We start from the raw sequence: 25,706 nt of genomic DNA, 5'->3' as shown, positions 1-25,706 counted from the left end.
CGGCTTGCCGCGCTCACTTAATAACTGGACCTGCCGGGGGCATAACTCAGGCGATGACCTTCTGCTCCCCAACAGCCTGCTCGCGCATGCGACGGGCTTCGTCGCGCAGGAACTGCTGGTAATCGTCCAGATCGCCGTCGAAGGGCTCGACGCCACCCTTGGTGACGAGCCAGAACTCGTCACATACCGCGCGCAGCAGGGACCGGTCGTGACTGACCAGCAACACCGTGCCTTCGAATTCGTTGAGTGCCATGCCTAGCGCTTCGCGTGTGGCCAGGTCGAGGTGGTTGGTCGGCTCGTCGAGCAGCAGCAGGTTGGGACGCTGCCACACGATCATGCACAACACGAGCCGCGCCTTTTCGCCGCCGCTCATCGTGCCGACCTTCTGATGGACCATGTCACCACTGAAATTGAAGGTGCCGAGGAAGGTGCGAAGCGATTGTTCGGTGCCACTCTGGCCGGGACCACGCATGTTCGCCGGCGTGTCCTTGGCAAGGCGGATCATGTGTTCCAACGGCGTGTCGAGAGGACGCAGCACGTCGAGTTCCTGCTGGGCGAAGTAGCCGATGTTCAGACCCTTGCCTTCGCTGATTTCGCCGGCAATTGGCGCCAGCTCGTGCGCGATCGTCTTCACCAGCGTGGACTTGCCTTGACCGTTGGCACCGAGAATGCCGATGCGCTGCCCGGCCAGCACGGATCGGTTGATGCCCCGCACGATGACCGTGGGCGGCGTGCCTGTGGGTGCGTCGTCCGGCGCGGGGTAGCCGAAGCTCGCGTCCAGCATCGACAACAGCGGGTTCGGGACGTTGAGCGGTTCCTTGAACTCGAAGGTAAAGTCTGCGTCGGCAAGCACCGGTGCGATTCTCTCCATGCGCTCGAGTGCCTTGACCCGGCTCTGCGCCTGCTTCGCTTTCGAGGCCGTGGCCTTGAATCGGTCGATGAATTTCTGCAGGTGGGCGATCTTGTCCGCCTGCTTGGCCATCGATGCCTGCTGCAACAGCATCTGCTCAGCGCGCATGTCTTCGAACTTGCTGTAGTTGCCGCCGTAACGCACAAGCTTGGCGTTGTCGACGTGCACCGTGACCTGCGTCACCGCGTCGAGGAATTCGCGATCGTGGCTGATCACGACCATGGTTCCCTGATAGCGCTTGAGCCACGCTTCCAGCCAGACCAGCGCGTCGAGGTCGAGGTGATTGGTCGGTTCGTCGAGCAGCAGCAAGTCGGATGGGCACATGAGCGCGCGCGCCAGTTGCAGTCGCATGCGCCAGCCGCCGGAGAAACTGTTGACCGGCTGGCTAAGCTGCTCAGCACTGAAGCCAAGGCCCTGGATCAGCGCTTCGGCGCGTGCGGGGGCGTCGTGTGCACCAGCGTCGTGCAGCTCCATGTAGGCGTGCGCCATGCGCATGCCATCGTCGCCGGCCTCAGCGGCCGCTACTTCGGCCTGCGCGGCCAGCAGCACCGTGTCACCGTCGACTACGAAATCGGTCGCGCTCTGCTCGGTCTCCGGCATGTCCTGCGCGACCTGGCCCATCTTCCATGCAGCGGGAATCGAGAACTCGCCGCCATCTTCGTGCAGCGTGCCGTTGAGAAGGCCGAAGAAGGACGACTTGCCGGCGCCATTGCGGCCGACAAGGCCAATCTTTTCGCCGGGGGTGAAGGTGACGGATGCGCTGTCGAGTACGACATTGACGCCGCGGCGCAGCGTGACATTACGGACGGAAATCATAAGGAGCTACTTCGAAGAGGATACGCATGATAGCCGACCCGACGTACAGGGCTGTCTCTTTTCTGGCCGCACGAGTGAAGAGCCGCTTGCGCTTTGCGGCGCACACCGGCCACAAAGCGAGGCGGGTACTGGCGCACCGGGCATTCCGGCTGCGGGGCCAGCGAACAGACGGTGCGTGACGGCTGCTGGCCGAACCCGGTCTGCCCCTGATTGAGCGGAGTCGGTCGCCGTTCATCGGCCGCACAGTTTGCGATTCGATCGGCGTCAGACGTTGATAAGGGAAACACCCGCACGTTCGAGAATATGTTGATTGCGCGTCGACAGGTTCGCGAATCGCAAACGCCTTCCTGCCTTTTGATAGCGGTCCTTCAGCGTTTCGAAAGCAACTATTGCAGAGTGATCAGCCACGTGCAAATGCTGGCAATCAACTATGACTTCTTCCGCATCGGTTTGGGGATGGAAAAGGTCCTGGAAATTTGCGGTAGACGCGAAGAACAATGTGCCGTGCAAGACATATGTCCGCGCACCATCATTGCTGTTTTTCAGCTCGGCGCGTATTTCGCGTGCATGCTGCCAGGCGAAGTTCAATGCTGCTATGACGATGCCGCACAATACGGCAATTGCCAGGTCGGTGAAAACGGTAATGACCGTCACGGCGATGATCACCAGCGCATCGTTGCGGGGAACTTTACCCAGTACCCGAAGTGATCCCCATGCAAAGGTCTGTTGTGCGACAACGAACATCACCCCGACCAGTGCGGCCAAGGGGATCCGTTCGATGAGCGGGGATAAGAAGAGGATGAACAGAAGGATCATGATGCCGCTCGTCGCTCCTGACAGGCGGCTGCGTCCTCCCGAACTCAGGTTGATCATGGTTTGACCGATCATCGCGCAACCGCCCATGCCGCCGAACAGGCCCGAAACAACATTTGAAACGCCGAGCGCGAGGCACTCGCGATTTGGCCGTCCACTGGTCTCGGTGATCTCATCGGTGAGATTGAAAGTGAGCAGCGTTTCCAGCAAACCCACTATCGCCATGAGCAGCGCGTAGGGAAAGACAATCCGAAAAGTCTCGAAGTCGACCGGTATTTGCGGCAGATGAAAGCTCGGGACGGCGCCTGCAATATGGGCCATGTCGCCTAATGTCCGCGTGGGCAAATGCATGATCTGACTGAGCAACCCGACGCTTACGATGGCGACCAGAGCCGGCGGTACGGCCCTGGTGATTCGGGGTAGGAGATAGACGATCAACATCGTCAGTGCAACCAACGCACACATGACCACCAACGATGTCCCTTGCAGCCATACCTGACCTTGAGGAGTCGCGCGCTTGAAATGCTCCAGTTGCGCCATGGCGATGATAATGGCCAAGCCGTTCACAAATCCGATCATCACCGGATGCGGCACCATTCGAATCAGCTTGCCCAGACGCAATAGCCCGAAAAGCATCATCAGCGCGCCGCTCAGGACGACGGTGGCTAGGAGGTATTGGACGCCGTGCTCTACGACAAGCGCGACGATAACGACGGCCATCGAGCCAGCGGCGCCCGAGATCATTCCAGGGCGGCCACCAAAGATGGCGGTCAGTGTACAAATGATGAAAGCGCCGTAAAGCCCCATAAGAGGATTCACTTGCGCGACCAACGCAAAGGCAATGCATTCGGGGACGAGGGCAAACGACGAGGTGAGGCCCGCAAGCACGTTACCCGGGAGGTTCGATGTCCACTGCGCTCGGAGTGATTGAATCTTCATCAATTGTGTTCGCAGTCAGATAAAAAATACACTGCGCCTGTGAACGGCGCGAAGTGCTGAATGTGGCGCTGGAAGCCCTCGGGCTCAAAGTGCGAATGACAGCGCCACGCGTCAAAGGCGTAGCGTCGGTAAAAGTCGAAAGATAAAGCGTGTTGTTCGAATATCGAACAAGCGAGCGCACCTGTGCCCGGGAACCCCCAAGTGGGAAGCCGTTATGAACGGTCAGGAGGTTCTCGGAAAGCTACATGGGTACGTGTTAGAAAAGAAGTCGATGTAGACCTGTATGGGCGAATTCTCGCGCGGACCATCCATTAAGTTTACCGTAGTCCACGCGATCGCGTGAATGTCATCAAAAATGTGGATGGACTCCGAGTCTGCATGTCCGTTAGCGACAGCGACGTCGCCCGAAGGCATCGCGTTTGCGAAGTCGAATCCGACGTTACGCGATGCCGTGCCTGGCGCGCTGAATAAATTGATCGCGAACGGGACCTATGCGGCAATAGTCGCCAAATGGAATCTGCAATCTAGCGCGGTCAGGCAGGTGACGTTCAACGCAGTCCCGGCACGGTGATCACATGCCTTCGACCAGGATGCATCGATAATCCGAACCCACGAACCGGTGCATCGACGCATCCTGGTACACCGGGTCCTGGTACCACGCGCGGGCGGCATCGAATGAGGGGAATTCGAGGATCAAAACGCCTTCCGCGTCTGGACCTTCGAGCACTTGATGACGGCCGTTGTAAGCGCGAATGTCACGGGATGATTCGCGAAGACGGCTTGCGCTTTTTCTTTGTAACGCACCAACTGATCGGCGTCGCGTGTTTTCTCGCGGATGAAAATGACGTAGGCGGGCATAGGGTCCCAGGGGAAATCGTTGGCGGCGCGGGATGGCCGGGTGAAGTCATGGTACGTTTAGCTCCTGTCAGATACTGTCAGGAGACAGGGTGTCCCGAACCGCACGTTTATTGACCTTGCTGGAGAGGCTTCGCGCGAAGCGTGTGCCGGTGACTGCGTCCGAACTCGCGTCGGACCTGGCCGTGTCCGAGCGCACGCTGTATCGCGATATCGCGACGCTGATTGAACAGGGCGCGCCGATACATGGCGAAGCCGGCATAGGGTACGTGCTCAGACCGGGGTTGTTCCTGCCGCCGCTGATGTTGAGCGAAGACGAGATCGACGCCGTGGTGCTGGGCCTGCGGTATGTGGACCAGCGCGGCGATGATGTTTTGCGTAAGGCCGCCGCTCAGGCGCTGGCCAAGATTGATGCCGTATTGAACGCGTCGGGCAAGGATGCAATGCGCGCCCCGACTGTTTTGTCCGGTCCTCCGGTGCCGGACTTTCCCGTCAATGCCGTGCCGCTCACTCGCCTGCGCGCGGCCATTCGTGGCCAGTGCAAACTGCGGATTGCTTATCTGGATGGGCAGGGAGAGCCATCGGATCGTATCGTCTGGCCCGTCGCGCTGGGCTTCCTCGACAATGTCCGAATTCTTGGCGCATGGTGCGAAAAGCGCCAGGATTTCCGTAGTTTTCGCACGGACAGGATCACGTCAGCCGATGAAACCGGCGAGCAGTATCCAGGGGCAAGGGCGGTGCTGTTGAGCCGGTACCGGACGCATCTGGCGAAGTCGACGCCTTGGTAGTCACGCTGTAATTCGCTTAAGCGTGGTCATTGTGCAGACCTTCGACTACCTATCCCTCGCGATGATCGCCCGCACCGCTCAATCTGCGCTTTGCGCACCGTATATGCAAGTTATGACCGGTGTTTAACAATCCTCTTAATTTGCAAATGCGGAGCCGGTTCACGCGTGTTATTTTTCTGGAAAACGCATTCCATAACCCTACCTCCAGGAGAACACCGATGACCGCCTTAGCCGCCGTTGCCGCCATACTTGCCGCGCTATTAATGGGCGCAATGAGCCCGGGTCCGAGCTTCGTGCTGGTCGCGCGCAACGCGATCGGCTTATCTCGCACGGACGGACTGGCGACCGCACTCGGCATGGGCGTGGGCGGCGTTTTCTTCAGCGGCATTGCACTCGCCGGGCTTTATACGCTCCTGTCGGCGGTTGAATGGCTGTATGTCGGCTTGAAGGTTGCCGGGGGACTCTACCTGATCTATATCGCCTCGAAGATCTGGCGTGGGGCGTCCAGTCCGTTGGTCGTGGACGATGGGCGTTGCATGCAGAACCATGATCCGCGTAAATCATTCTGGATCGGTCTCACTACGCAACTCAGCAACCCGAAGACCGCGATCTGGTACGGCAGTATCTTCGCAGCCCTGTTGCCGCAACATCCGCCGCTCTGGTGTTATCTCATCCTGCCTCCCATGATCTTTGCTATAGAAGCAGGGTGGTACACCGTCGTCGCCTTGTGTTTCTCCAGCCGCCGTCCGCGCGAGCTTTACCTGCGCGCCAAGAAATGGATCGATCGTTTTGCTGCGGGCGCAATTACCGCGCTAGGCCTCCGATTGATTTTCACTGCGCATAAAGCGGGCATCTGACCGCTATGCAGCAACAGCCGCTCGAGACGAATAGCGATATCAGCGAGACCTGAGCTAAGTTGGCTCGGCGGTATAGACAGATCGACGGCTGTGGTTTATTACCGGTCCATTGCTGCCAAGCGTCACCAAAAAATCAGGGGTAACACTAATATAATTGACCTGTAAGCTGGATTCTCCGCAGGATTTCACCTTTATCCAGCAATACCGCCGCCTGCTGCGAAAAACATCTTCTCTCATCCGGACCCTAAAAAAACGCTTGTATATACCGATTTTGTTGTCCTAGACTCGAGGCTATTCTCTTGTATAGACAAGACGAAAGCCAAAGCCAAAAGGACGACCGATGATCAAGCTCACCCCCGGCAAACTGACACTGCCCCAACTTCGCCGCATCGCGCGGGAACGCGTCCAGCTGACACTGGATCCGGCAAGTCACGCTGCCATCGACGCATGCGCGAAAGCGGTGGAAGACATCGCTGCGAAGGGTCTGCCGGCCTACGGGATCAACACGGGTTTCGGGCGGTTGGCGAACACCCACATTCCCGCCGATCAGCTTGAACTGCTGCAACGCAATCTCGTGTTGTCGCATGCCGTAGGTGTGGGTGAACCAATGGCGCCGCCTGTCGTTCGCCTGCTGATGGCGCTCAAACTGTCGAGCCTTGGACGCGGTCACTCGGGGATCAGGCGTGTTGTGATGGACGCCATGATCACGTTATTCAATGCGGATATCCTGCCGGTTATTCCCGTAAAAGGTTCTGTCGGCGCATCGGGCGACCTCGCACCGCTCGCGCATATGTCTGGCGTGTTGCTGGGTATTGGCGAGGTGTTTATCGAGGGCAGGCAGGCTCCTGCACTCGATGGACTGAAAGCCGCCGGTCTTGAACCGCTCATTCTGCAGGCTAAGGAAGGGCTCGCGTTGCTTAACGGCACGCAGGCTTCCACGGCGCTCGCGTTGTACAACATGTTCGCGATCGAAGACCTGTACCGCACGGGGCTGGTGTCGGGCGCGTTAGCGGTCGATGCCGCTGAAGGTTCGGTGAAACCCTTCGATGCACGCATTCATTCACTGCGCGGTCACGCCGGACAGATCGATGCGGCGGCGGCGTATCGTGTGTTGCTCGAAGGCTCCGGTATCAACATCTCGCATGCGGATTGCGACAAGGTACAGGACCCGTACAGCCTGCGTTGCCAGCCTCAAGTCATGGGCGCGTGCCTCGACCAGTTGCGTCATGCAGCCGATGTATTGTTGATCGAAGCGAATGCTGTATCGGACAATCCGCTGATCTTCCCGGACACCGGCGAAGTGCTGTCAGGAGGAAATTTCCACGCGGAACCCGTTGCGTTCGCCGCCGATAACCTCGCCATTGCCGCTGCGGAAATCGGTGCATTAGCGGAGCGCCGGATCGCGTTGCTGATCGATGCGACGCTCTCCGGTTTGCCACCATTTCTCGTGCGCGATGGCGGCGTGAATTCGGGCTTTATGATCGCGCATGTGACTGCTGCGGCGCTGGCGTCGGAGAACAAGACCTACGCGCATCCGGCATCGGTTGACTCATTGCCGACATCGGCGAATCAGGAAGATCACGTCTCCATGGCGACGTTTGCCGCCCGCAAGCTTGGATATATTGCGGAGAACGTCGCGCATATTCTCGCTATCGAGTTGCTCGCGGCGGCGCAAGGCGTGGATCTGCGCGCGCCGCATCAAACGAGTCCGCGCCTACAACCGGTCATGAAATCGATTCGTTCGGAGATCGAACATTATGCGCTCGATCACTACTTTGCACCGGACATAGTGGCCGTGGCGAAGCAGGTAACGAGCGGAACGATTGCCGCATTCTGCCCACTGCATTTTGCATCGGAAGGGGTGGCTTGAACTTAAAAGCTTAAGCGCGTGCGACGGCAGCGGCGATCAACTCTGCCGCTGCATGTTGTCGGCGCTGAACCTGCACCCCAGCCGATACCGCGTGCCCGGATGCACGAAGCGCGCGAACGTCACCGCTACGTTGTTCGCCCAGGTCCGCCGCACGAGTGTGAGGCACGGCTGGTCCGGACCGATCTCAAGCAGTTTCGCATCTGCGCGTGAGGGCAGTACCGCGTCAACCACGTGCTCGACCTCGTGCGCCGGCACGGTATTGAACAGATACTCCGAGGGCCGCACCGTTGCGAAATCCTGTTCGAGAAAAAGCGGCGCGACGTCGGGGTTCACGTACCGATCTTCAAGTTGAACCGGCACGCCGTTCTCGCGATGCACGCACACCACATGAAATACCGACGCGCCCGGCGCGAGTCCGAGTGCCGCCGATACATCACTGGCGGCCGCCTCGCGTGCGGCGTGCACGATCGTATAACCGTACTCGTGTCCGCGAGCGCGAATTTCATCGCCTATGTGCGCGATCATCAGCAGCGTCGACTGCGGCTTTTCTTCCGCTATAAACGTCCCCACGCCTGAGAAGCGCGTCAGCACGCCTTGCTCCGTGAGTTCGCGCAACGCGCGGTTGATCGTCATGCGCGACACGCCCAGCTCGCCGACCAGCGTCATCTCCGACGGAATCCGGTCACCGGGCCGCCATTCGCCGGAGAGGATGCGCGTGCGGATATGTTCCTTCACACGCTCGTAGCGCGCGAGCGGTGCGGTGGCGGATGCCGGATTCGAAAGGCTGGTTGTATTCATGTCTCGCTCAGGTATGGCTCAGTTTTATATGGCTCAGTTTTCGCTCAGGTTTCGCTCAGTTTTCGTTATATCCCGCTGGTTCGGTACTCACGTGAACCGCACTCGCCGATGGTTCTTCACGTCGCGTCCAGAACGCGTTCCGGTCGAGATAGTTCTGCAGAAACTGCTTAAGCCTCGGCTGTTGCGCGTTGTGAAACACGTCCTCGGGCGATCCTTGCGCCTCGATTTTGCCATGATCGATGAAGACGACGGTATCGGCGACCTGCGCGGCGAAGCCCATTTCATGCGTGACGATCACCATCGTCATACCGTCGTTCGCGAGGTTCTTCATCACTTGCAGCACTTCGCCGACCAGTTCGGGATCGAGTGCGGAGGTGGGTTCGTCGAAAAGCATGATGTGCGGCTCCATTGCCAGCGCGCGGGCAATCGCCACACGTTGCTGCTGCCCGCCGGAGAGCCGCGCCGGATGATTGTCCGCGCGGTCGGCGAGACCGACCTTGTCGAGCATGGCCAGCGCCCGCTTGCGAGCCTCGGCCTTGGGCAGCTTGCGTACGCGCACCAGCGCCTCGGCCACGTTTTCAACGGCCGTCATATGAGGCCATAGGTTGAACTGCTGGAACACCATGCCCACGTTGCGCCGCACGCGGTTGATCTCGGCTTGCGGCGCCCGCACGCGCTGGCCATTGCGATCGGTGACATAACCGATCAATTCGCCTTCGATATAGATCTCGCCTTCGCTGTATTCCTCGAGGAACGCAAGCGAACGCAGCAGGGTGCTTTTCCCCGAACCCGATGGTCCGATGATGCAGGTCACCTCCGACTTGCGCACGGCAAGCGAGACGTCATCGAGCACTTTCAGCGCGCCGAAATGCTTGCCGACATGCCGCGCATCGACAAGATATTCGGCGGGCGGTAGCGTGTTGCCAGAATTCGGGTTCTTCATGATTCAGCGCTCAGTTTGATGGGGGCCAACGCGCGTTCACCGCGTGAGGAAGCGGCCTACGCGGATCTCGACCCACTGTCCGGCTCGCGACGCCACTTCCACGAGCACGAGATAACACACGCACAGTGCGAGCAAGGTCTCGACGAACGCAAACCGTTCCGAACCGATACCGGTCAGCACGAACGTCAGCTCCGGCACGGTGACGACCGACAGCACCGCGGTTTCCTTGCTCAGCACAATGATCAGGTTGGTCAGCGCCGGCACGATGATGACCAGCATCTGCGGCAACTGTACGCGCATGATGACTTGCAGCCGCGTAAAACCCAGGCATTCAGCGGCTTCTATGTGACCGCGCGGCACCGACGTAAAGCCGGAGCGGAACGCTTCCGCGAAATACGCGCTGCCATAGAGTCCGAGTCCGACAATACCGGCCGTCAGCGGTTCAAGGGAAAGTCCAAGCGAAGGCCCGCCGTAATACAGCACGAAAAGCTGCACGAGAAACGGCGTTCCCCGGAACACCTCTATGTAAGCACGCAAGAATCCGCGCACCCATTTGCCGCAGAAGATCTGCAGCAAGGCGATGGCGAAACCGATCGCCATGCCGATCAGCACGCCGCCAATCCACACGGCGATGGTTGTCGCGAACCCTTCGGCGAGGGCGGGAAGGGAGTCGGTCAGGACCGTGGGATCGAATTGAATGGCCATGTGCTTATGCCCGTTCCATGCGGCGTTCTGCGCGATGTCCGGCCAGCGACAACGTCCCGTTGATGACCAGGTACACCAGCCCGGCGGCAACATACGCCTCCAGCGGCCGGTACGTGCTGGCGGCAATATTCTGCGCGGTGCGCGTGATATCGGCGACACCTACGACTGAAATCAGCGACGACGATTTCACCAGCATGACCATCTCATTGACGAGCGAGGGCATTGTCGTGCGCAGCGCCTGAGGCACCTGGATACGCAGCACGGCATGCAGCCGCGATAAACCGAGCAACTGCGCCGCTTCGAGTTGCCCATGCGGAATGCCGATGAATCCGCCCCGCAGGATCTCGGCGAGATAAGCGGCTTCGCATAGCGACACGGCGGCAGCGGCGGCCACGAGCGGCGGCACGTTGATGCCGATGAAGGGCAGGAAATAGTAGGTCAGCAGAAGCTGCACGAGCAGCGGCACGCCGCGGAAAAAGCCGACATACGCGCCGCCCAGCTTCGAGACGAAGCGGTTCTTCGAGAGCCGGGCGCTGCACACGGCGATAGCGACAATGAAGCCGACCACGAGCCCGACGAGCGAAATCAGGACCGTGGCTTGCGCGGCCTTGATCAGATAGGGAAGGGCATCGAGCAACGCGTGAAGGCTGAACATGGGCTGTCCGGCAAGGAGCAAGGCGCTAAAGCGCCTTGCAGGGCATCAATGGATTGCTGATTCAGCAATTCAATAATTAGGCGAAGGCATGGTGGTGGGCGTGTCCATGACTACGCCGAACCACTTCTTCTGCAAAGCAGCGAGACGGCCATCGCCGTGCATCTTGACGATCGCCTGATTGATCGCGTCGAGAAGCGGCTTGCTGTCCGCGTCCTTGCGGCCGAGATAAGCGAAATACACCTTCGTGCCGAACGGCGGTTGCACGACCGCGAAGGTGTCCGGACGCTGACGCGCCACATAAGCGATGTTCGGCAACGAATTGCCCACGGCGACAATCCGGCCGGCAGCGAGGTCCGCATAGGCCTGGTTGTTGTCGATGTATTCACGCACGCTCGTCTTGCCCGGCAGTGTGGCGACGTACTGCTTCAACTGATCGAGCTGCGCCGAACCCTTGCCGCCGCCGACTGCTTTGCCGGCGACGTCGGCGTTTGTCTTGATGCTGGTGTCGTTCGCGCGTTTGAGCAACGCAACCGTGCCGTCGGCAATCGGCAGGGTGAACTCATAACGCTCCATGCGCGCCTTGGTGATCGTCACCGGGCCGCTGACAATATCGAACTTGCCGGCTTCGAGGCCAGGCAGCACGCTTGGCCACGGCAGGTCGATGGAGCGTACTTTCACACCCAGTTCCTTCGACAACTCGGCGAAGAAGTCCTTATTAAAGCCTTGTTGCTGACCGTTTTCCAGGAAGTCGAATGGTGCGAACTGCATTTCGGTTCCGACCACCAGTTCGCCGGCCTTCTTGACCTTCGCCAACTGGTCTTCCGCGTGCGCCGAAACCGCTGTCGCGACCAGTGCGGCCACGAGCAGACGACCCTTCCACTTCGAGAAAAAATTCATTGTTGAACTCCCCTGATTAAAAGTGCACCCGGCTTGGGCAAAGGTGCGAACCGGTGCGTCGGCCTGCATGTAGTGCGAGTCAGTATATACCGTCAATTGGCATTGCCAAGCGCGTCAAAAATACTTCTCACCGCACCATTTCAAGGCTTACGGACTCCGCGAAAACGCCGGGTTGCATTTGGCTAATTGGCGGTATATACAGACACTTGATCTGCTTTCGGGCAGGCGCTCATGGCTTATCCGCAGACGCTTGCGGCTTGGTCGGGGCAGCGCGGCGCCGGTCATGACGGGTCGCGCGCAGACATTGCATGATGGCGCGCGGTAGCACGGTTTTTGGGTTGGCGGCGCATCTTGCGCTGGTTTGACGTGATGCCCGTCGCAACGTGCGGAGGCCTGCACGGTATAGACGGCGATGAAACTTCGGAGCAACCTGGATGACCTCGACTTCTCACATCCCCGTCGTCGATCTGGCGGCCGTTCGTGCGTTGGATCCCGCCGGATTGCGCGACGCCGCCGCCGCGATCCGCGACGCATGCAGGAGCATCGGTTTCTTCTACGTCAGCAATCACGGCGTGCCGACCGATGTGCTCGAAGGCGCGGTGAAAGCGGCGCGCGAATTCTTTGCGTATCCGCCGGAAGTGAAGCGGCGCGCCGCGGTGAATCATCGGCATCGCGGCTTTAACGCGCTTGGAGACGCAGTCATGTATCAGGCCACCAAACCTGACTACAAGGAGTTTTTCAGCATCGGCCTGGAGTTGCCGGAGGACGATCCGAGTGTGCTTGCCGGTGAAGCGCTGCGTGGCCCGAACAATTGGCCTGACTTCATGCCTTCGCTGCAACCGGCACTTTATGCGTACTACGAAGCGATCGGTGCGTGCGGCGCAGATTTGTTGCGCGCGGTCGCGGTGAGCCTGGATATCGACGAAATGTTTTTTGTGAGTAAATACACGAAGCGCATGCAGCGCACGCAGATGGTCTATTACCCGCCGCAAGCGCCCAAGTCGGACGCGGATCAGTTCGGTGTGGCGCCGCATACGGACTACGGGTGCATCACGTTGCTGTGGCAGGACAACGTGGGCGGCTTGCAGGTGAAGGAGCTTGCAACCGATAGCTGGATTGACGCGCCGCCCATTCCGGGAACGCTGGTGGTGAACGTCGGCGACCTGCTTGCGCGCTGGTCGAACGATCGCTTTCGTTCGACGCTGCATCGCGTAATCAATCGCTCCGGACAGGAGCGATATTCGATCGCGACCTTCTACGATCCGACTTATGGCGCAAGCGTGGACCCGCGCGATCTTGGTCTTGAGGGCGTGCAGCCGCTGTATGAGCCGGTGGCTGCGGGCGATTACATCCTGGGGCGGATCAACGATTCCATGGGTTATAGAAAGAAGCAGAAAGAAGCGCGCGAAGGACTGGGCAAACGATGAAAGCAATAGTACAAACGCTGATTGATGCACTCGGCGCCGGGTCCGTGCGGTTCGGCGATGCCATCGAACCACGCTATCTCGGCGACTGGAGTGGCCGCTCACCGGTGCCGCCGCTAGCGGTCGTGCTGCCGCGTTCGACCGACGAAGTCGCCACCGTCCTGCGCCTGTGCAACGAAGCGCGTCAGAGCGTCGTACCGCAGGGCGGCATGACTGGACTGGCGGGCGGCGCTATTCCTTCCGGCGGCGATATCTGCCTGTCGCTCGAACGGCTGGTGGGTATCGAAGAGGTTGATCGTGCGGCGGCGACCATGACGGTGCTTGCCGGTACCACATTGCAAGCCGTGCAGGACGCCGCGCAGGAAGCGGGTTTTGAATTTGCGCTCGACCTCGGCGCGCGCGGCTCGTGTCAGATCGGTGGCAACCTCGCTACGAACGCGGGCGGCGTGCGCGTGCTGCAGTCCGGCACGGCCCGCGACCAGGTGCTCGGACTTGAAACCGTGCTGGCCGACGGCAGCGTACTCAGTTCAATGAACAAGATGGTCAAGAACAATACGGGCTATGACCTGCGCAATCTGTTCATCGGTTCGGAGGGAACGCTCGGAGTGATCACGCGTGCAGTATTACGTTTGAAACCACGCCGCGCCGCTCGCAATACGGCGCTGTGCGCACTGAAAGATTACGACGGCGCAGTTGCGTTGCTGCGCTCACTGCAAGCCACCTTCGGCGATGAAATCGGCGCGTTTGAAATCATGTGGCCGGAATTCTATGATTTTGGTGTCGCGCTGACACGCTCCCGGCAATCGCCGCTTGGTCAGGCGTATCCGCTTTACGCATTGATCGAACAGGCCGGGTTCTCCGACGATCACGGCGAGCGGTTCGCAGCGGCACTCAATGCGCAGCTTGAGGCGGGCGTCGTGATGGATGCGGTTGTCGCACAGTCGCAGGCGGAGACTCAGGCGTTGTGGGCGATTCGCGAGGCGACGGCCGAGTTGCCGGTGCAGATCGAGCCGATCAATTTCGATGTAAGCCTGCCCATAGGCGAGATCGGTCATTTCGTCGATGCCTGCCGCAAGGACTTTACTGCGCGCTGGCCGACGCACTACGGTTTGTATTTCGGTCACATCGGCGACTCGAACCTGCATGTCACGCTCGATGCCCGTTCGATTCCTGGCGTGACGGTGGAAGAGGTCGACCACGCGCTGTACGGCATGGTTCGCGACTATAGCGGGTCCATATCGGCGGAACACGGCATTGGTGTGCTCAAGCGGCCGTTCCTGGGCTACTCGCGCAGTCCCGCCGAACTCGCTTGCATGCAGGCGATCAAGCATGCTCTCGATCCGCACGGCATCCTCAATCCCGGCAAGGTGCTGCCTGCCGCGGGCGATTAAAACGCTCGAAACGAACAAGGAACTCAATGAGCGTGACCGCTTTTATAGAAAACCTGCGTGCTGAAGTGCGCGGCCTGCCTGCTTACAACGCGGGGTTATCGGCGGAATTCGTGCGTGAGCGTTATGGCGTCTCGCATGTCGCCAAGCTCGGCAGCAATGAAAATCCACGTGGCGCGAGCGCGGCTGTGCTTGCGCATCTTGCCGAGTTCACTACGGTCAGCACGCTCGCGCTTTATCCCGATCCTTCGTGCAGCGCGTTGCGTACGCTGATTGCCGAGCGGCTCGCGGTCGATCCGGAGCACTTGTTGTTCGGCAACGGCTCCGAGGATTTGCTCGCCATTGCAGCCCACACGTTCCTCGCGCCCGGTGACGAAGTGATCACCGTGATCCCGTCGTTTGGCTTGCACATCATCTATCCGCAGAGTGTTGGCGCGAAGGTGATCACAGTACCGATGCGTGCGGATTTCGAATTCGATGTCGATGCGCTGATCGCTGCCATTTTGCCGCGCACGCGCATGTTGATTATTAGTAATCCTAGTAATCCGGTCGGCTGCGCGATGGATACTGCTGAAATGCGTCGGTTATTGAGCGCGGTGTCGCCGGAGACGCTGGTGCTGTGGGACGAGGCCTATTTCGAATACGCCTCCGACGAAGACGGTTACCCGGACAGTCTCGCTGTGCTGCGTGAGTCAGGTTTGCCGTGGCTGTTACTGCGCACTTTTTCGAAGGCTTATGGATTGGCGGGGTTGCGGGTGGGATACGGCGTGGCGTCGGCGCCTGAACTCGCCGGACTGATGAACCGCGTGCGTACGCCATTCAATATCAACCAGATTGCACAGCAGGCGGCAGCCGTGGCGTTTGGCGATCAGGCGCATGTTGCGGCCAGTGTTGCTGATGCCCGCGCCGGTCGTGACTGGATGAGCGCTGCGTTGGTCGGGCTGGGTGTAAATCCGGCACGTTCACGCGCGAATTTCCTGTTCTTTGATTGCGGTGAAGATGCCGCCGAGCTTGCTGGAAAGATGCTGGAGGATGGGGTAATTGTGAAGCCCTGGCGCGAACCGGGTTATGAAAACTGCATGCGAGTCAGCGTTGGGAACGCTGCGGATAACGCTTTGTTTATCAGGTCGTTCGAAAGGCGCCGGACGATGTGATGGCTTCGCGCCGGTGGAACGTTAATCCGTTCACCGGCGCGAGCGAAAACTTACTCCACGTTCTCTTCCAGCTGCGCTTCAAGCCCGACAATCTTCTCCCGCCGTTCCTTTGACAGATTGCCTACTGGCGGCCCGGCAAAACTCTTGCGCACACCTGCGCCGTACCAGATCAGCATCAGCACCGCGAGCAAGCCGACAATCACATAAATCACTTTTTCATTCGGCGGTTGTATGCCCACGTAAGCAAGAATCAACGCACCGATAACCGCTGCAACAGCAAACGGCTTCGACCACATTCCCAACTGGAAGGGGCCTTTCTCGGTCCACGTCTTGCCTTCGGCGAAGATCCCTGCCGCGACCGGCATGGCGTAGGAGATGAACAGAAACACCGCGCTGCCTGCGCTCAACACCGAGAAGGCATCGCCGTATAAAGTGATGACAATGGCGAGCACTGCCGACACCCAGATCGCAGTACCCGGCGTCCGGTGTGCATTGACCTTGCGCAGGAACTTCGACCCAGGCAGGCCACCGTCACGTGCGAACGCAAACATCATTCGCGATGTCGATGTCACCGCGGCCAGTCCGCACACGTAGTTAATAAAAAACAGCAGCAACTCGATCACGATCCGCAGCGGTCCCGGAATCGGCGCGAGGATCGCTTCAAAGAATCCGGTGCCCTGCTTGATCGCCGCGCCAATGTCCGGCATTACGAGCACGAACGAGCAGACCAGCACATATCCGAACAAGGTCGACCACAGCACCGACTTGACGATCCCACGCGGCACGTTGCGCGCGGCATCGTGAGTTTCCTCGGACGTGTGCGCGGACGCATCGAAACCGGTGATCGTATAGGCGGTCAGCAGCAGCCCCGAGAGGAAGGCCATTGCCATGGTTTGCGCGGGCCATTGTCCGCCATCCACGCCGGTGAAATTCTTGAAGGTCACGAGCCGCGAAAAGTCCACCTTGACCGGTGAATAGATCACCAGCGACGCAACCAGGATCACCGTGACGACAAAGATCAGGTAGCCCGACACATCGGTGATCTTGCTGGCGATCCGGATACCACGGTGATTCAGGAAAGCCTGCGACGCGGTGATCAACGTCAGAAATATGGTCTGATGCCACCAGCCGAGCGACTCGGGCTTGACGCCGAACATCGGCGCGATGAGGGTGCGAAAGAACGGGTCCCACGTACCGAAGTTAATGGCGGCAACCACGAACACGAGGCCCAGCAAATTGAACCAGGCGGTGAGCCAGCCCCAGGTCTTGCCGCCCAGGATCGAGCTCCAGTGATACAGGCCGCCGGCCGTCGGATAAGACGAGGCGATCTGCGCCATCGCGGCCGCAACGACCAGCGCGAAGACGGAGCCGAGCGGCCAGCCCAGTCCGATCGAGGCACCGCCGGCCGCGCTGAGTCCAAGCTGGAACGAGGTGATCCCGCCAGACAGGATGCAGATAAGCGAGAACGATACGGCGAAGTTCGAGAACGCACCCATGCGGCGGGAGAGTTCCTGCGCATACCCCATTTTGTGCAGCAATGAAACGTCGCTATCCGCGCTCGCGGGTGGCGGAACTGCCGTATTGATGTCCATGATGGTCGATCCTTATGGCTGAGGCTGCTGGGTAGACGTTGGATGGAGCCGCTAACTCACGCGGCGGTAAAGCAGTTATCGACGTAGAGATGCGCACCGTTGATGAAACTGGCGTCGTCGCTGGCGAGAAAGAGCGCCGCCTTGGCCACTTCCTCGGGCGCGCAAAGACGGCCCTGCTGAAGCGAGAGCGCCGCTTCGCTTGCATCGAAACCGTATTGCGCGAGCGCGGCAATTTCACGCTGCCCGTGCGGGGTATCGATGAACCCTGGGCACACCGCATTGCAACGAATTCCACGCTCGCGATACTCCACGGCAATCGCCCGCGCGAACATCGCGCACGCGCCCTTGGTCGTGCAATAAAGCACTTCGAGCGGCGTGGCTGCTGTCGACGAGATCGATGCCGTGCAGACAATCGAGCCGCCGCCCGCCTCAAGCATATGCGGCAGTACTGCGCGGGTCATCGTGAACATGCTCTTGACGTTGACGTCCATGAGCCACTGGTAGTCTTCGTCGGTGGTATCGAGGAACGGTTTGACGACGATGCTGCCCGCGTGATTGAACAGCACATCGATCGTGCCGAAGCGCTCGGCGATCCGCGCTACGGCGGTTTCTACCTGATCGGTCTTCGCGACATCCGCCTTGAAGAACTCCGCCACGCCGCCGTTCTCGCGAATTTGCGCCACGACCTGCGTGCCGGCGTCCGCGTTGATATCGACGACCGCGACCTGCGCGCCCTCCTTGGCGAACAGCACGGAGGCCGCGCCGCCGCAGCCGGTGGCGCCGCCCGATACGATTGCGATCTTGCCTGCGAGTTTTCCGCCAACAGACTCGGATTTGCCCATTCCTGACCTCTCGTTGTTTATCCTTTATTTAGGCTAGGCTCGACACAATTTACGCACTATCCGAAATTGGCAATGGAGCGGGATGGACCGCGAAAAAATCGCAAACGGTATCGTGCCGAGACTCAAAGGCGCTCCGGGCAGGGTTTTCAGCGATGGGCGCGCACGCGCGCGGCGCTTACCGTGGCGCTCGGCGTGGGCCAGAATGGTCAGAATGACGGGCAAGGAATTTTGATGGTTTTTTGGTCGTTTACACTTTTTTGACGCGTACCGTCCGCCAAGGAGATTTTATGCAAGCGGTCCAACCGGTGCGTCCGGCCGTCGATATCCATTGCTGCCGGAGCATTGACGAGCAGGCCCGGCTGCTTGAAAGCTGGAACCAGACTTACTGCCAGATCTCGCGGGGCGCTTTCGACGGCTCGGTCAGTTCCGTGCATGCGGGCGCGGTGCGTATTCTCGTCGAACGCATGAACCGGACGGTGTACCAGCGCGGTTGCGTGGATGTTTCGCGGATCGCCGTGGGCATTCCGTTCCAGCTCGAAGGCCACGCGTTGTTATGCGGTCAGGTGAGTCATCTTGACGGGCTGCATGTTTTCTCCGGGCCTGGAGGATTCGAGTTTTTATCGCCCGACAAACATGTGGTCGTGAATCTGGAGATCGCGCCGCTGGAGCTGTCCGACCCGCTGCTTCGGCTTGCCATGGACCACGTCCAGCAAGCGCTTGGCAATCAACCGGGGGTGCTCAATGCCGATCCCGTCCGGTTGCAGGCGTTCAGGAGCACGCTGGCGGGTCTGCTGGACACGGTCACGTCCTCACCTTCGTCACTCGCCGACGCGAGCGTGTGCGCGAGTTTCGAACGGTCGGTGATTGTGGGGCTATCTGATTTGCTGCTCGATGTTGGCGAAGTCGACATGCGTACGGGACCGTTGCGCAACTGGAAGCTGGTTGGCGCCGTGCGCGAACTGGTGGAGGCGTCGGCGGATTGTCCGTTGTCGGTTGCTGACTTGTGTTTGCGGCTGGGTGTCAGCCGGCGCACGGTTCAGTATGCATTCGATGAAATTCTTGGTACCAATCCGGCGTCGTATCTGCGTGCTGTCAGGCTTGATCGCGTTCGGAAGGACTTGCTGCGTGCCGGGTCGGTCACTGACGCGGCAACTCGTTGGGGCTTCTGGCACTTCGGCCATTTCTCGAATGATTATCGTGAGCAGTTTGGTGAGTTGCCGTCGGAGACGTTGAGGAGGTTGCGGGGCGGGGTGGGGCGGGGCGATGTTGGGGGGCGGGGTTGATGTTGGGGTTGGTCGGTTCTGGGGCTAGTGGTCGGGGGTTGATGCTGGGTTGGTCGGTTCCGGGGTTAGCGGTCGGGGTCAGTGCCGGGTTGCTGCTTTCAGTGTTAGTGGTCTGCGAGAGTCGGATATTCTCTTTATCACTATTAGCCACTGTGCGTGGCGGCACGTCATTTCTTTGTCCAAAGCGACAAAGAAACGAAGCAAAGAAAACGCTTTCAACCACGCTACCCTAAGTGTCCACAGCGTGCAGTTTCTATTCATAGGTGCCCCAAAAGCACGGTGCTCGCCAGAGCCACGGATGTGTGAACCCCTCCTTCTCCGAACACCGATACCCACACGCTTCGCCACCAGTGTAGTGGTCAAGTTATTTCGGACAGACCGATAGGTTCTTTTACTGTCAGTTTTGCCTCATAGGCAGCGGGCGACAGATAACCCAAAGTCGAGTGCAAGCGCACGGCATTGTAGAAACTGACGATGTACTGGTTGATATCGCGCCGTGCCTCTTCGTGGTTGGCGTATCGGCGCTGCCAAACACGCTCCATCTTCAGGTTCAGGAAGAATCTCTCCATCACTGAATTGTCCCAGCAATTTCCCTTGCGGCTCATACTGCAAATCACATGATGCTGCTTAAGTAAGGCTTGGTATTCATCACTCGCGTATTGGCTACCCCGGTCGGAATGCAGTACCAGTCCCGGTGCTGGGCAGCGCTGCTGCAGCGCCATGTTCAAGGCCGATATCACTAGCCCGGCTGGCATAGTGGGCGCCATGGACCAGCCAACCACCTTGCGTGAGTACAGGTCCAGCACGACCGCCAGATACAGCCAGCCTTGGGCCGTACGGATATATGTGATATCCGAAACCCACGCGCGATTGGGCTCGGCCACGTCAAACTGACGGTCGAGCACATTCGCGGCCACAGGTAACGTATGTCTGCTGTCGGTGGTCGACACGAACTTGCGCTTCCAGCTCGTGCGCAGGCTCGCTTCGCGCATCAGCGTACGCACCCGATGGCGCCCGATACGTAGCCCTTGCTCACGCAGCGCATGCATCACGCGCCGGCTGCCGTAGCTCGCGCCGCTGGCGGCGAATACCGCCTTGACGTGAGTCTGTTCTTGCAGACGCTTTACGCTCGGCCTGGCACGCCGGTGCGCGTAGTAGCCAGAGCGGCTCACCTGCAAAACCCGACAGGCGTCACTGACCGATACGGCCTCCTGTTGCAAGTGGGCTACCACGCGGTAACTCACCTCAGTTCCCGTGCAAAGAAGGCCGATGCTTTTTTTAGCAGCGTATTGTCCTCGCGCAGTTGCCGGTTCTCCATCTCAAGCTGGCGAATACGCTGCTGCTCGGCCGTCAGTGGCTTGCCCACACCGGCCCCTCCGCTGGACTCGGCATCGTACTGCGCCACCCAGCGACGCACAGCTGTCTCACCAAGTTCCATCGACCGGCAAACCTCGCTCAGCGATAGCCCTTGGTCTCGTATCATCCTCACCACTTCCAGCTTGAAGCTGGCGTCAAATTGTCGGCGCCTTCTTGTCATCTAGCTCAATTCCTCATCGATTTCAGGATTGTCCTCCTATCGACTTGTCCGAGGAAATTAGACCACCACACAGTGATTGAACCTGCCCAAGGGGCACCCCGCGCTATCCGCGGACGACCAACCTCCAAATGTGTACGCGTCTCGAACCACGCCGCCAACCTACCAAGTAATAAAGCCCCAAAGTATGTAAGGCCGTAACTGACGAAAATAACGGTGTAGGCCGCGTAGCCAACTCATCAAAGATTGAGGCAGTAAATACGCGTCACGTCGAGCTGCTGTGGATCAAGCTGTGACCACGAAAAAAGCGAGCCGACCAAGCGGCCACCCCCAAAAAACGCGTAAGGCCGTGCGGGTTCCATAGCAATTGTGCTTGCCCGAGAGCGTACGGGGCGAAGCGTGTTCGTGTCAGGATTCGCGAGAAGGAGGGTCTCACACATCGGTGGTTCTGGCGAGCACCGTGCTTTTGGGGCACCTATGAATGAAAACTGCACGCTGTGGACACTTAGGGTAGAGCGGTTAAAGCGTTTTCTTTGCTTCGTTTCTTTGTCGCTTTGGACAAAGAAATGACGTGCCGCCACGCACAGTGGCTAATAGTGATAAAGAGAAAATCCGACTCACGCACACCACTAACACTGAAAGCAGCAACCCGGCACTGACCCCGACCACTAACACTGAAAGCAGCAACCCGGCACTGACCCCGACCGCTAACACTGAAAGCAGCAACCCGGCACTGACCCCGACCACTAACACTGAAAGCAGCAACCTGGCACTGACCCCGACCACTAACGCCGAAAGCACCAACCCGGCATTGACCCCTGACCCCTGACCCCTGACCCCTGACCCCTGACCCCTGACCCCTGACCCCTGACCCCTGACCCCTGACCCCTGACCCCTGACCCCTGACCCCTGACCCCTGACCCCTGACCCCTGACCCCTGACCCCTGACCCCTGACCCCTGACCCCTGACCCCTGACCCCTGACCCCTGACCCCTGACCCCTGACCCCTGACCCCTGACCCCTGACCCCTGACCCCTGACCCCTGACCCCTGACCCCTGACCCCTGACCCCTGACCCCTGACCCCTGACCCCTGACCCCTGACCCCTGACCCCTGACCCCTGACCCCTGACCCCTGACCCCTGACCCCTGACCCCTGACCCCTGACCCCTGACCCCTGACCCCTGACCCCTGACCCCTGACCCCTGACCCCTGACCCCTGACCCCTGACCCCTGACCCCTGACCCCTGACCCCTGACCCCTGACCCCTAACCCCAGAACCGACCACCCCGACACTAGCCCCCCATCATCTTCGTCTCCTGCGGACCGATCCACTCGCGATCGAAATGACCCTCGGCGATGGAACGTAACGCAGCCGCTTCCTTGTTCGCCTGCCGCTTCGCCCCTTCGATGACCGCCGCCACGTCCCCGGGTGCTATCGCAAGGACACCGTCTTCATCGCCTACGATGATGTCGCCGGGCTGCACCACCATGCCGCCGACAGTGACCGTCACATTGACCTCGCCAGGACCGTTCTTATATGGGCCACGATGTGTCGCGGCACGCGCATAGACCGGGAAGTCGTGTTGGCGAATGGCGCCCACATCGCGGATTGCGCCGTCGATTACCAGACCCTGCACGCCGAGGCTTTCGGCATAGGTCGCCATGATTTCACCCATTAGCGCTTGCGTAATATCCCCGCCGCCGTCGATCACCAGCACGTCGCCGGGCCGGCAAAAATCGAATGCGCGATGAATGGCGAGGTTGTCGCCGGGACGGGTGCGCACGGTCACCGCCGTCCCGGCCATGGGCCTGGCACGGTGATACGGCACGAGCCCGACCGTCCCGCTGACACGCGCCATGTTGTCACTGAGTAGCGAGACAGCAAGGCCGCGCAGTGTCTCCAGTATCTCGGGGCTGGCTTGCGTGGCCGACTCGTTACGGCGCCATCCGGGTGGATTGGTCACGATCATCTCCTTTAGGAAAACTGATGATTAAGCTGGTTTGACAAACGTCCGTACACCGCACGCGCGTTGTCTTCATAGATGCGCTGGCGATCGGCCGGCGTGAGCCACGGGATCGCGTCAATATAACGGCGGGTATCGTCGTAGTAGTGGCCGGTCTCGGGGTCGATGCCTTGAACCGCGCCGATCGTCTCCGACGCAAACAGGATGTTCTCGACGGGAATCACTTTCGCCAGCAGGTCGGTGCCGGGCTGGTGGTACACGCAGGTATCGAAGAATACGTTCTTGAGCAGGTAATCCTTGAGCAACGGACGCTTCATGTCCTGAGCGAGCCCGCGATAACGCCCCCAGTGATAAGGCACGGCGCCCCCGCCGTGGGGAATGATGAAGCGCAAGGCCGGAAAATCGGCGAACAGGTCCGCCGTGAGCAATTGCATGAACGCCGACGTGTCGCCGTTGATGTAATGCGCGCCGGTCGCATGGAAGTTGGGGTTGCACGACGACGACACGTGGATCATGGCGGGCACGTCGAGTTCCACCATCGTTTCGTAGAGCGGATACCACGCGCGATCCGTGAGCGGTGGTCCGGTCCAGTAACCGCCGGACGGGTCCGGGTTGAGATTGCAGCCTATAAAACCAAGCTGCTCGACGCAGCGGCGCAACTCGGGAATGCAGTTCTCGGGCGATACCCCGGGCGCTTGCGGCAACTGGCAGACACCCACGAAGTTGCGCGGAAACATCTGGCAAACGCGATGAATCAGGTCATTGCTTTCCTGCGACCAGTGCGCGTTGGCATCGGAGCCGGCCAGGTGATGACCCATGCCGGCCGCCCGTGGCGAAAAGATTGTCAGATCCGTGCCGCGCTCCCGTTGAATGCGCAACTGCCCTGATTCAATGCTGTCGCGAATCTGCTCATCAGTGATGACGGGACGCGGCGGGGGGGATGTACCGTCTTTGAGCGCCGCTATCTGGGCGGCGCGCCAGGCTTCATGTTCGCGCGGGGAGGTCGTATAGTGACCGTGACAGTCGATGATCATTGCGGGTTTCCAGATCAAGGTTCAGTGAAGGTGTCCGGCGCGGGAGTCGCCTGCCGGCAATGCGTCGGTCTCGTCTTCTGCAGGCGTGACCCGCATGACCAGCGCGATGATGGTTGCCACCACCAGGAAGGCCGCGATCGTCAGGAGCGCCAGCTTGAAGTTGCCCGTGGCACTGCGGACGAGCCCGATGCTCCAGGGGCCGACAAGCCCGCCGAACTGAGCGACGGTGTTGATGAGCGCGATCGTCGCAGCGCCGGCAGCGCCGGTCCTGAACGAAGAGGCGAGGCTCCAGAACAACGGGTTGCCGGCATAGATGAATAGCCCGGTCACGCAAAGAAGCGCATAGGCAATCACCGGATTCGGTGCGTAGGCACTGCCCGCAATAGCGAGCGCGCTCATTCCGTATACAAACGCGAGATGCTTCTTCCGGTCGCCGGTCCGGTCGGAACTGCGGCTGATCAGCAGCGTGCCGAGGACACCGAGAAGCGGCGGGGCGGCGGACAAGAAACCCACCTCGAGGTTGCTCAGGTTGCCGAGGCTCTTGACGATCTGCGGTAACCACAGGAACAGGCCATAAACACCCACGAGCGCGCAGCCGAACAAACACGCGAGGCTCCACACGCGGATGTCGCTGGCTACGCGCAACATCGAAAAATGCTTGTCTGCGCCCAGGGCCTCGCGTTCTTTCGTCAGCGTGGACTCGAGCCACTGCTTTTGCGCGTCGCTCAGCCATGCGGCATCAGCAGGGCGTTCGGTCATCAGGCGCAGCGTCAGGAGACCAAGGAGCATGGCAGGGACACCTTCCATGATGAACATCCATTGCCATCCCTGCAGACCGAGCGGTCCATTCGCATAGGTCATGAGCGCCGTCGAAATCGGGCCGCCGAGCACCGCAGAGAACGAGCCGGCGATGATGTATCCCCCCACCGCACGCGCGCGGTAACGCTGCGGGAACCACTTCGTCAGGTAGACGGCCACGCCGGGAAGGAACCCGGCCTCCATGACGCCCAGCAGGAAGCGCAGTACATAGAAGCTGTACTCGTTGGACACGAAGGCGGTCGCGGCGGCAACCGCTCCCCACGTCAGCAGGATGCGGGCGATCCAGCGCCGGGCGCCAACGCGATGGAGCAGCAGGTTGCTGGGCACTTCGAGAAGCATGTAGCCGAAGAAGAAAATGCTCCCGGCGAAGCCGAACACCGCTGGGCTGAAGCCGAGCTGCTTGTTCATGTCGAGTGCGGCAAAGCCGATGTTTATCCGGTCAAGATAGTTGAAGAACATCATGGCGAAGAGCAACGGCATGAGGCGGCCATAGACTCGGCGCATGGTTGCGCTTTCGATCGGATCGGTCATCAATGTCTCCTGCTGTAGAGCGCCCGTTGGATCGGGCGTCGTTGTGGTTTGCTTTTGCTACCGTGATTCCGCGCTGATCCGAGTGTCCGATCAGCGGCCGGTGCTCACGTGTTCGCCTAGCCGTGAATCCCTTTCAGGCGGCAGCCTATGCAACGGGCACAAACGCCCCAACGCCGATTGAACGGCGACGGCATTACTCGGCGGTCGTTGAGCATTGCTAACGGCCTTGGCCGATGCCGACCAAAGAGCGACAGGACCTTATAAGTAAAAAGTAAAGGAGCGAGAAAGTGAGGT

At 60.0% G+C, this 25,706-nt stretch carries 23 protein-coding genes; 8 read left to right on the top strand and 15 right to left on the bottom strand.

Annotation, left to right across the window (positions count from 1 at the left end):
- Window positions 1–46: 46 nt before the first annotated feature.
- A complete protein-coding gene (locus ACSQ36_RS28475; protein WP_436184546.1) occupies window positions 47–1,726 on the bottom strand; it encodes an ABC-F family ATP-binding cassette domain-containing protein in 1,680 nt (559 codons plus the stop codon).
- Between the two features lie 264 nt (window positions 1,727–1,990).
- On the bottom strand, window positions 1,991–3,478 hold the full coding sequence (locus ACSQ36_RS28470; protein ID WP_436184545.1) for a SulP family inorganic anion transporter: 1,488 nt from the start codon (window positions 3,476–3,478) through the stop codon (window positions 1,991–1,993).
- Between the two features lie 343 nt (window positions 3,479–3,821).
- Here ACSQ36_RS28470 and ACSQ36_RS28465 point away from each other — a divergent pair, with 343 nt between their 5' ends.
- Entirely contained in the window at window positions 3,822–4,049 is a 228-nt protein-coding gene (locus ACSQ36_RS28465) for a hypothetical protein (protein ID WP_436184544.1), read from the top strand.
- Here ACSQ36_RS28465 and ACSQ36_RS28460 read toward each other — a convergent pair whose 3' ends face one another.
- Both ACSQ36_RS28460 and ACSQ36_RS28455 read right to left on the bottom strand, forming a co-directional pair.
- Window positions 4,050–4,175, bottom strand: a complete 126-nt coding sequence (locus ACSQ36_RS28460) for a DUF1330 domain-containing protein (RefSeq protein ID WP_436184543.1) — start codon at window positions 4,173–4,175, stop codon at window positions 4,050–4,052.
- Window positions 4,172–4,336, bottom strand: coding sequence for a hypothetical protein (locus ACSQ36_RS28455; RefSeq protein WP_436184542.1), 165 nt, complete (start codon window positions 4,334–4,336; stop codon window positions 4,172–4,174). The genes ACSQ36_RS28460 and ACSQ36_RS28455 overlap by 4 nt, the downstream gene beginning before the upstream one ends.
- Before the next feature lie 89 nt (window positions 4,337–4,425).
- Here ACSQ36_RS28455 and ACSQ36_RS28450 point away from each other — a divergent pair, with 89 nt between their 5' ends.
- The 3 genes from ACSQ36_RS28450 (at window position 4,426) to hutH (ending at window position 7,848) form a co-directional block, all read left to right on the top strand.
- Window positions 4,426–5,121, top strand: coding sequence for a helix-turn-helix transcriptional regulator (locus ACSQ36_RS28450; protein WP_213765663.1), 696 nt, complete (start codon window positions 4,426–4,428; stop codon window positions 5,119–5,121).
- 218 nt (window positions 5,122–5,339) lie between these two features.
- On the top strand, window positions 5,340–5,978 hold the full coding sequence (locus tag ACSQ36_RS28445; RefSeq protein ID WP_436184541.1) for a LysE family translocator: 639 nt from the start codon (window positions 5,340–5,342) through the stop codon (window positions 5,976–5,978).
- A gap of 340 nt (window positions 5,979–6,318) precedes the next feature.
- Window positions 6,319–7,848, top strand: a complete 1,530-nt coding sequence (gene hutH / locus ACSQ36_RS28440; protein WP_436184540.1) for a histidine ammonia-lyase — start codon at window positions 6,319–6,321, stop codon at window positions 7,846–7,848.
- A 36-nt stretch (window positions 7,849–7,884) separates the two neighbouring features.
- Here hutH and hutC read toward each other — a convergent pair whose 3' ends face one another.
- The 5 genes from hutC to ACSQ36_RS28415 form a co-directional block, all read right to left on the bottom strand.
- Window positions 7,885–8,646 (bottom strand): histidine utilization repressor, encoded by a 762-nt coding sequence (gene hutC / locus ACSQ36_RS28435; RefSeq protein WP_436184539.1) that lies wholly within the window; start codon window positions 8,644–8,646, stop codon window positions 7,885–7,887.
- Window positions 8,647–8,701: 55 nt separating this feature from the next.
- The gene (locus ACSQ36_RS28430; protein ID WP_436184538.1) at window positions 8,702–9,589 is read right to left on the bottom strand and encodes an amino acid ABC transporter ATP-binding protein; all 888 of its coding nucleotides are present in this window, start codon (window positions 9,587–9,589) and stop codon (window positions 8,702–8,704) included.
- 36 nt (window positions 9,590–9,625) lie between these two features.
- Complete coding sequence (locus ACSQ36_RS28425) at window positions 9,626–10,294, bottom strand: amino acid ABC transporter permease (protein WP_089161660.1); 669 nt, start codon at window positions 10,292–10,294, stop codon at window positions 9,626–9,628.
- A 4-nt stretch (window positions 10,295–10,298) separates the two neighbouring features.
- Window positions 10,299–10,949, bottom strand: coding sequence for an amino acid ABC transporter permease (locus ACSQ36_RS28420; RefSeq protein ID WP_436184537.1), 651 nt, complete (start codon window positions 10,947–10,949; stop codon window positions 10,299–10,301).
- 69 nt (window positions 10,950–11,018) lie between these two features.
- Entirely contained in the window at window positions 11,019–11,846 is an 828-nt protein-coding gene (locus ACSQ36_RS28415; RefSeq protein WP_436184536.1) for a transporter substrate-binding domain-containing protein, read from the bottom strand.
- Window positions 11,847–12,280: 434 nt separating this feature from the next.
- On the opposite strand from ACSQ36_RS28415, the gene ACSQ36_RS28410 reads away from it, so the two are divergent.
- The 3 genes from ACSQ36_RS28410 to hisC are packed head-to-tail and all read left to right on the top strand — an operon-like array spanning window position 12,281 to window position 15,812.
- Complete coding sequence (locus ACSQ36_RS28410; protein ID WP_436184535.1) at window positions 12,281–13,273, top strand: isopenicillin N synthase family dioxygenase; 993 nt, start codon at window positions 12,281–12,283, stop codon at window positions 13,271–13,273.
- Complete coding sequence (locus ACSQ36_RS28405) at window positions 13,270–14,661, top strand: FAD-binding oxidoreductase (protein WP_436184534.1); 1,392 nt, start codon at window positions 13,270–13,272, stop codon at window positions 14,659–14,661. The genes ACSQ36_RS28410 and ACSQ36_RS28405 overlap by 4 nt, the downstream gene beginning before the upstream one ends.
- A 26-nt stretch (window positions 14,662–14,687) precedes the next feature.
- Entirely contained in the window at window positions 14,688–15,812 is a 1,125-nt protein-coding gene (gene hisC / locus ACSQ36_RS28400; protein WP_436184533.1) for a histidinol-phosphate transaminase, read from the top strand.
- A 50-nt stretch (window positions 15,813–15,862) separates the two neighbouring features.
- Here hisC and ACSQ36_RS28395 read toward each other — a convergent pair whose 3' ends face one another.
- Both ACSQ36_RS28395 and ACSQ36_RS28390 read right to left on the bottom strand, forming a co-directional pair.
- Entirely contained in the window at window positions 15,863–17,404 is a 1,542-nt protein-coding gene (locus tag ACSQ36_RS28395; protein ID WP_436184532.1) for an amino acid permease, read from the bottom strand.
- 56 nt (window positions 17,405–17,460) lie between these two features.
- Entirely contained in the window at window positions 17,461–18,246 is a 786-nt protein-coding gene (locus ACSQ36_RS28390) for an SDR family NAD(P)-dependent oxidoreductase (protein WP_436184531.1), read from the bottom strand.
- Window positions 18,247–18,533: 287 nt separating this feature from the next.
- Between ACSQ36_RS28390 and ACSQ36_RS28385 the strand changes: the two genes are divergently transcribed.
- Complete coding sequence (locus tag ACSQ36_RS28385) at window positions 18,534–19,529, top strand: helix-turn-helix domain-containing protein (RefSeq protein ID WP_436184530.1); 996 nt, start codon at window positions 18,534–18,536, stop codon at window positions 19,527–19,529.
- 359 nt (window positions 19,530–19,888) lie between these two features.
- Here ACSQ36_RS28385 and ACSQ36_RS28380 read toward each other — a convergent pair.
- The 4 genes from ACSQ36_RS28380 to ACSQ36_RS28365 form a co-directional block, all read right to left on the bottom strand.
- Window positions 19,889–21,066 (bottom strand): IS3 family transposase gene (locus ACSQ36_RS28380; protein ID WP_436182871.1). Its coding sequence is split into 2 segments (ribosomal slippage): window positions 19,889–20,799 and window positions 20,799–21,066, totalling 1,179 coding nucleotides; the frame shifts between segments, so codons are not numbered across the junction.
- A gap of 1,290 nt (window positions 21,067–22,356) precedes the next feature.
- Entirely contained in the window at window positions 22,357–23,028 is a 672-nt protein-coding gene (locus ACSQ36_RS28375; protein ID WP_436184529.1) for an RraA family protein, read from the bottom strand.
- Window positions 23,029–23,039: 11 nt separating this feature from the next.
- Window positions 23,040–24,062 (bottom strand): amidohydrolase family protein, encoded by a 1,023-nt coding sequence (locus ACSQ36_RS28370; protein WP_436184528.1) that lies wholly within the window; start codon window positions 24,060–24,062, stop codon window positions 23,040–23,042.
- A gap of 21 nt (window positions 24,063–24,083) precedes the next feature.
- The gene (locus ACSQ36_RS28365; RefSeq protein ID WP_213765680.1) at window positions 24,084–25,412 is read right to left on the bottom strand and encodes an MFS transporter; all 1,329 of its coding nucleotides are present in this window, start codon (window positions 25,410–25,412) and stop codon (window positions 24,084–24,086) included.
- Between the last annotated feature and the right edge of the window lie 294 nt (window positions 25,413–25,706).

Source organism: Caballeronia sp. LjRoot34 (assembly GCF_964253815.1).
In the GTDB taxonomy this organism is placed as follows: Bacteria; Pseudomonadota; Gammaproteobacteria; order Burkholderiales; family Burkholderiaceae; genus Caballeronia.
This window is presented reverse-complemented; position numbering and strand designations above follow the sequence as displayed.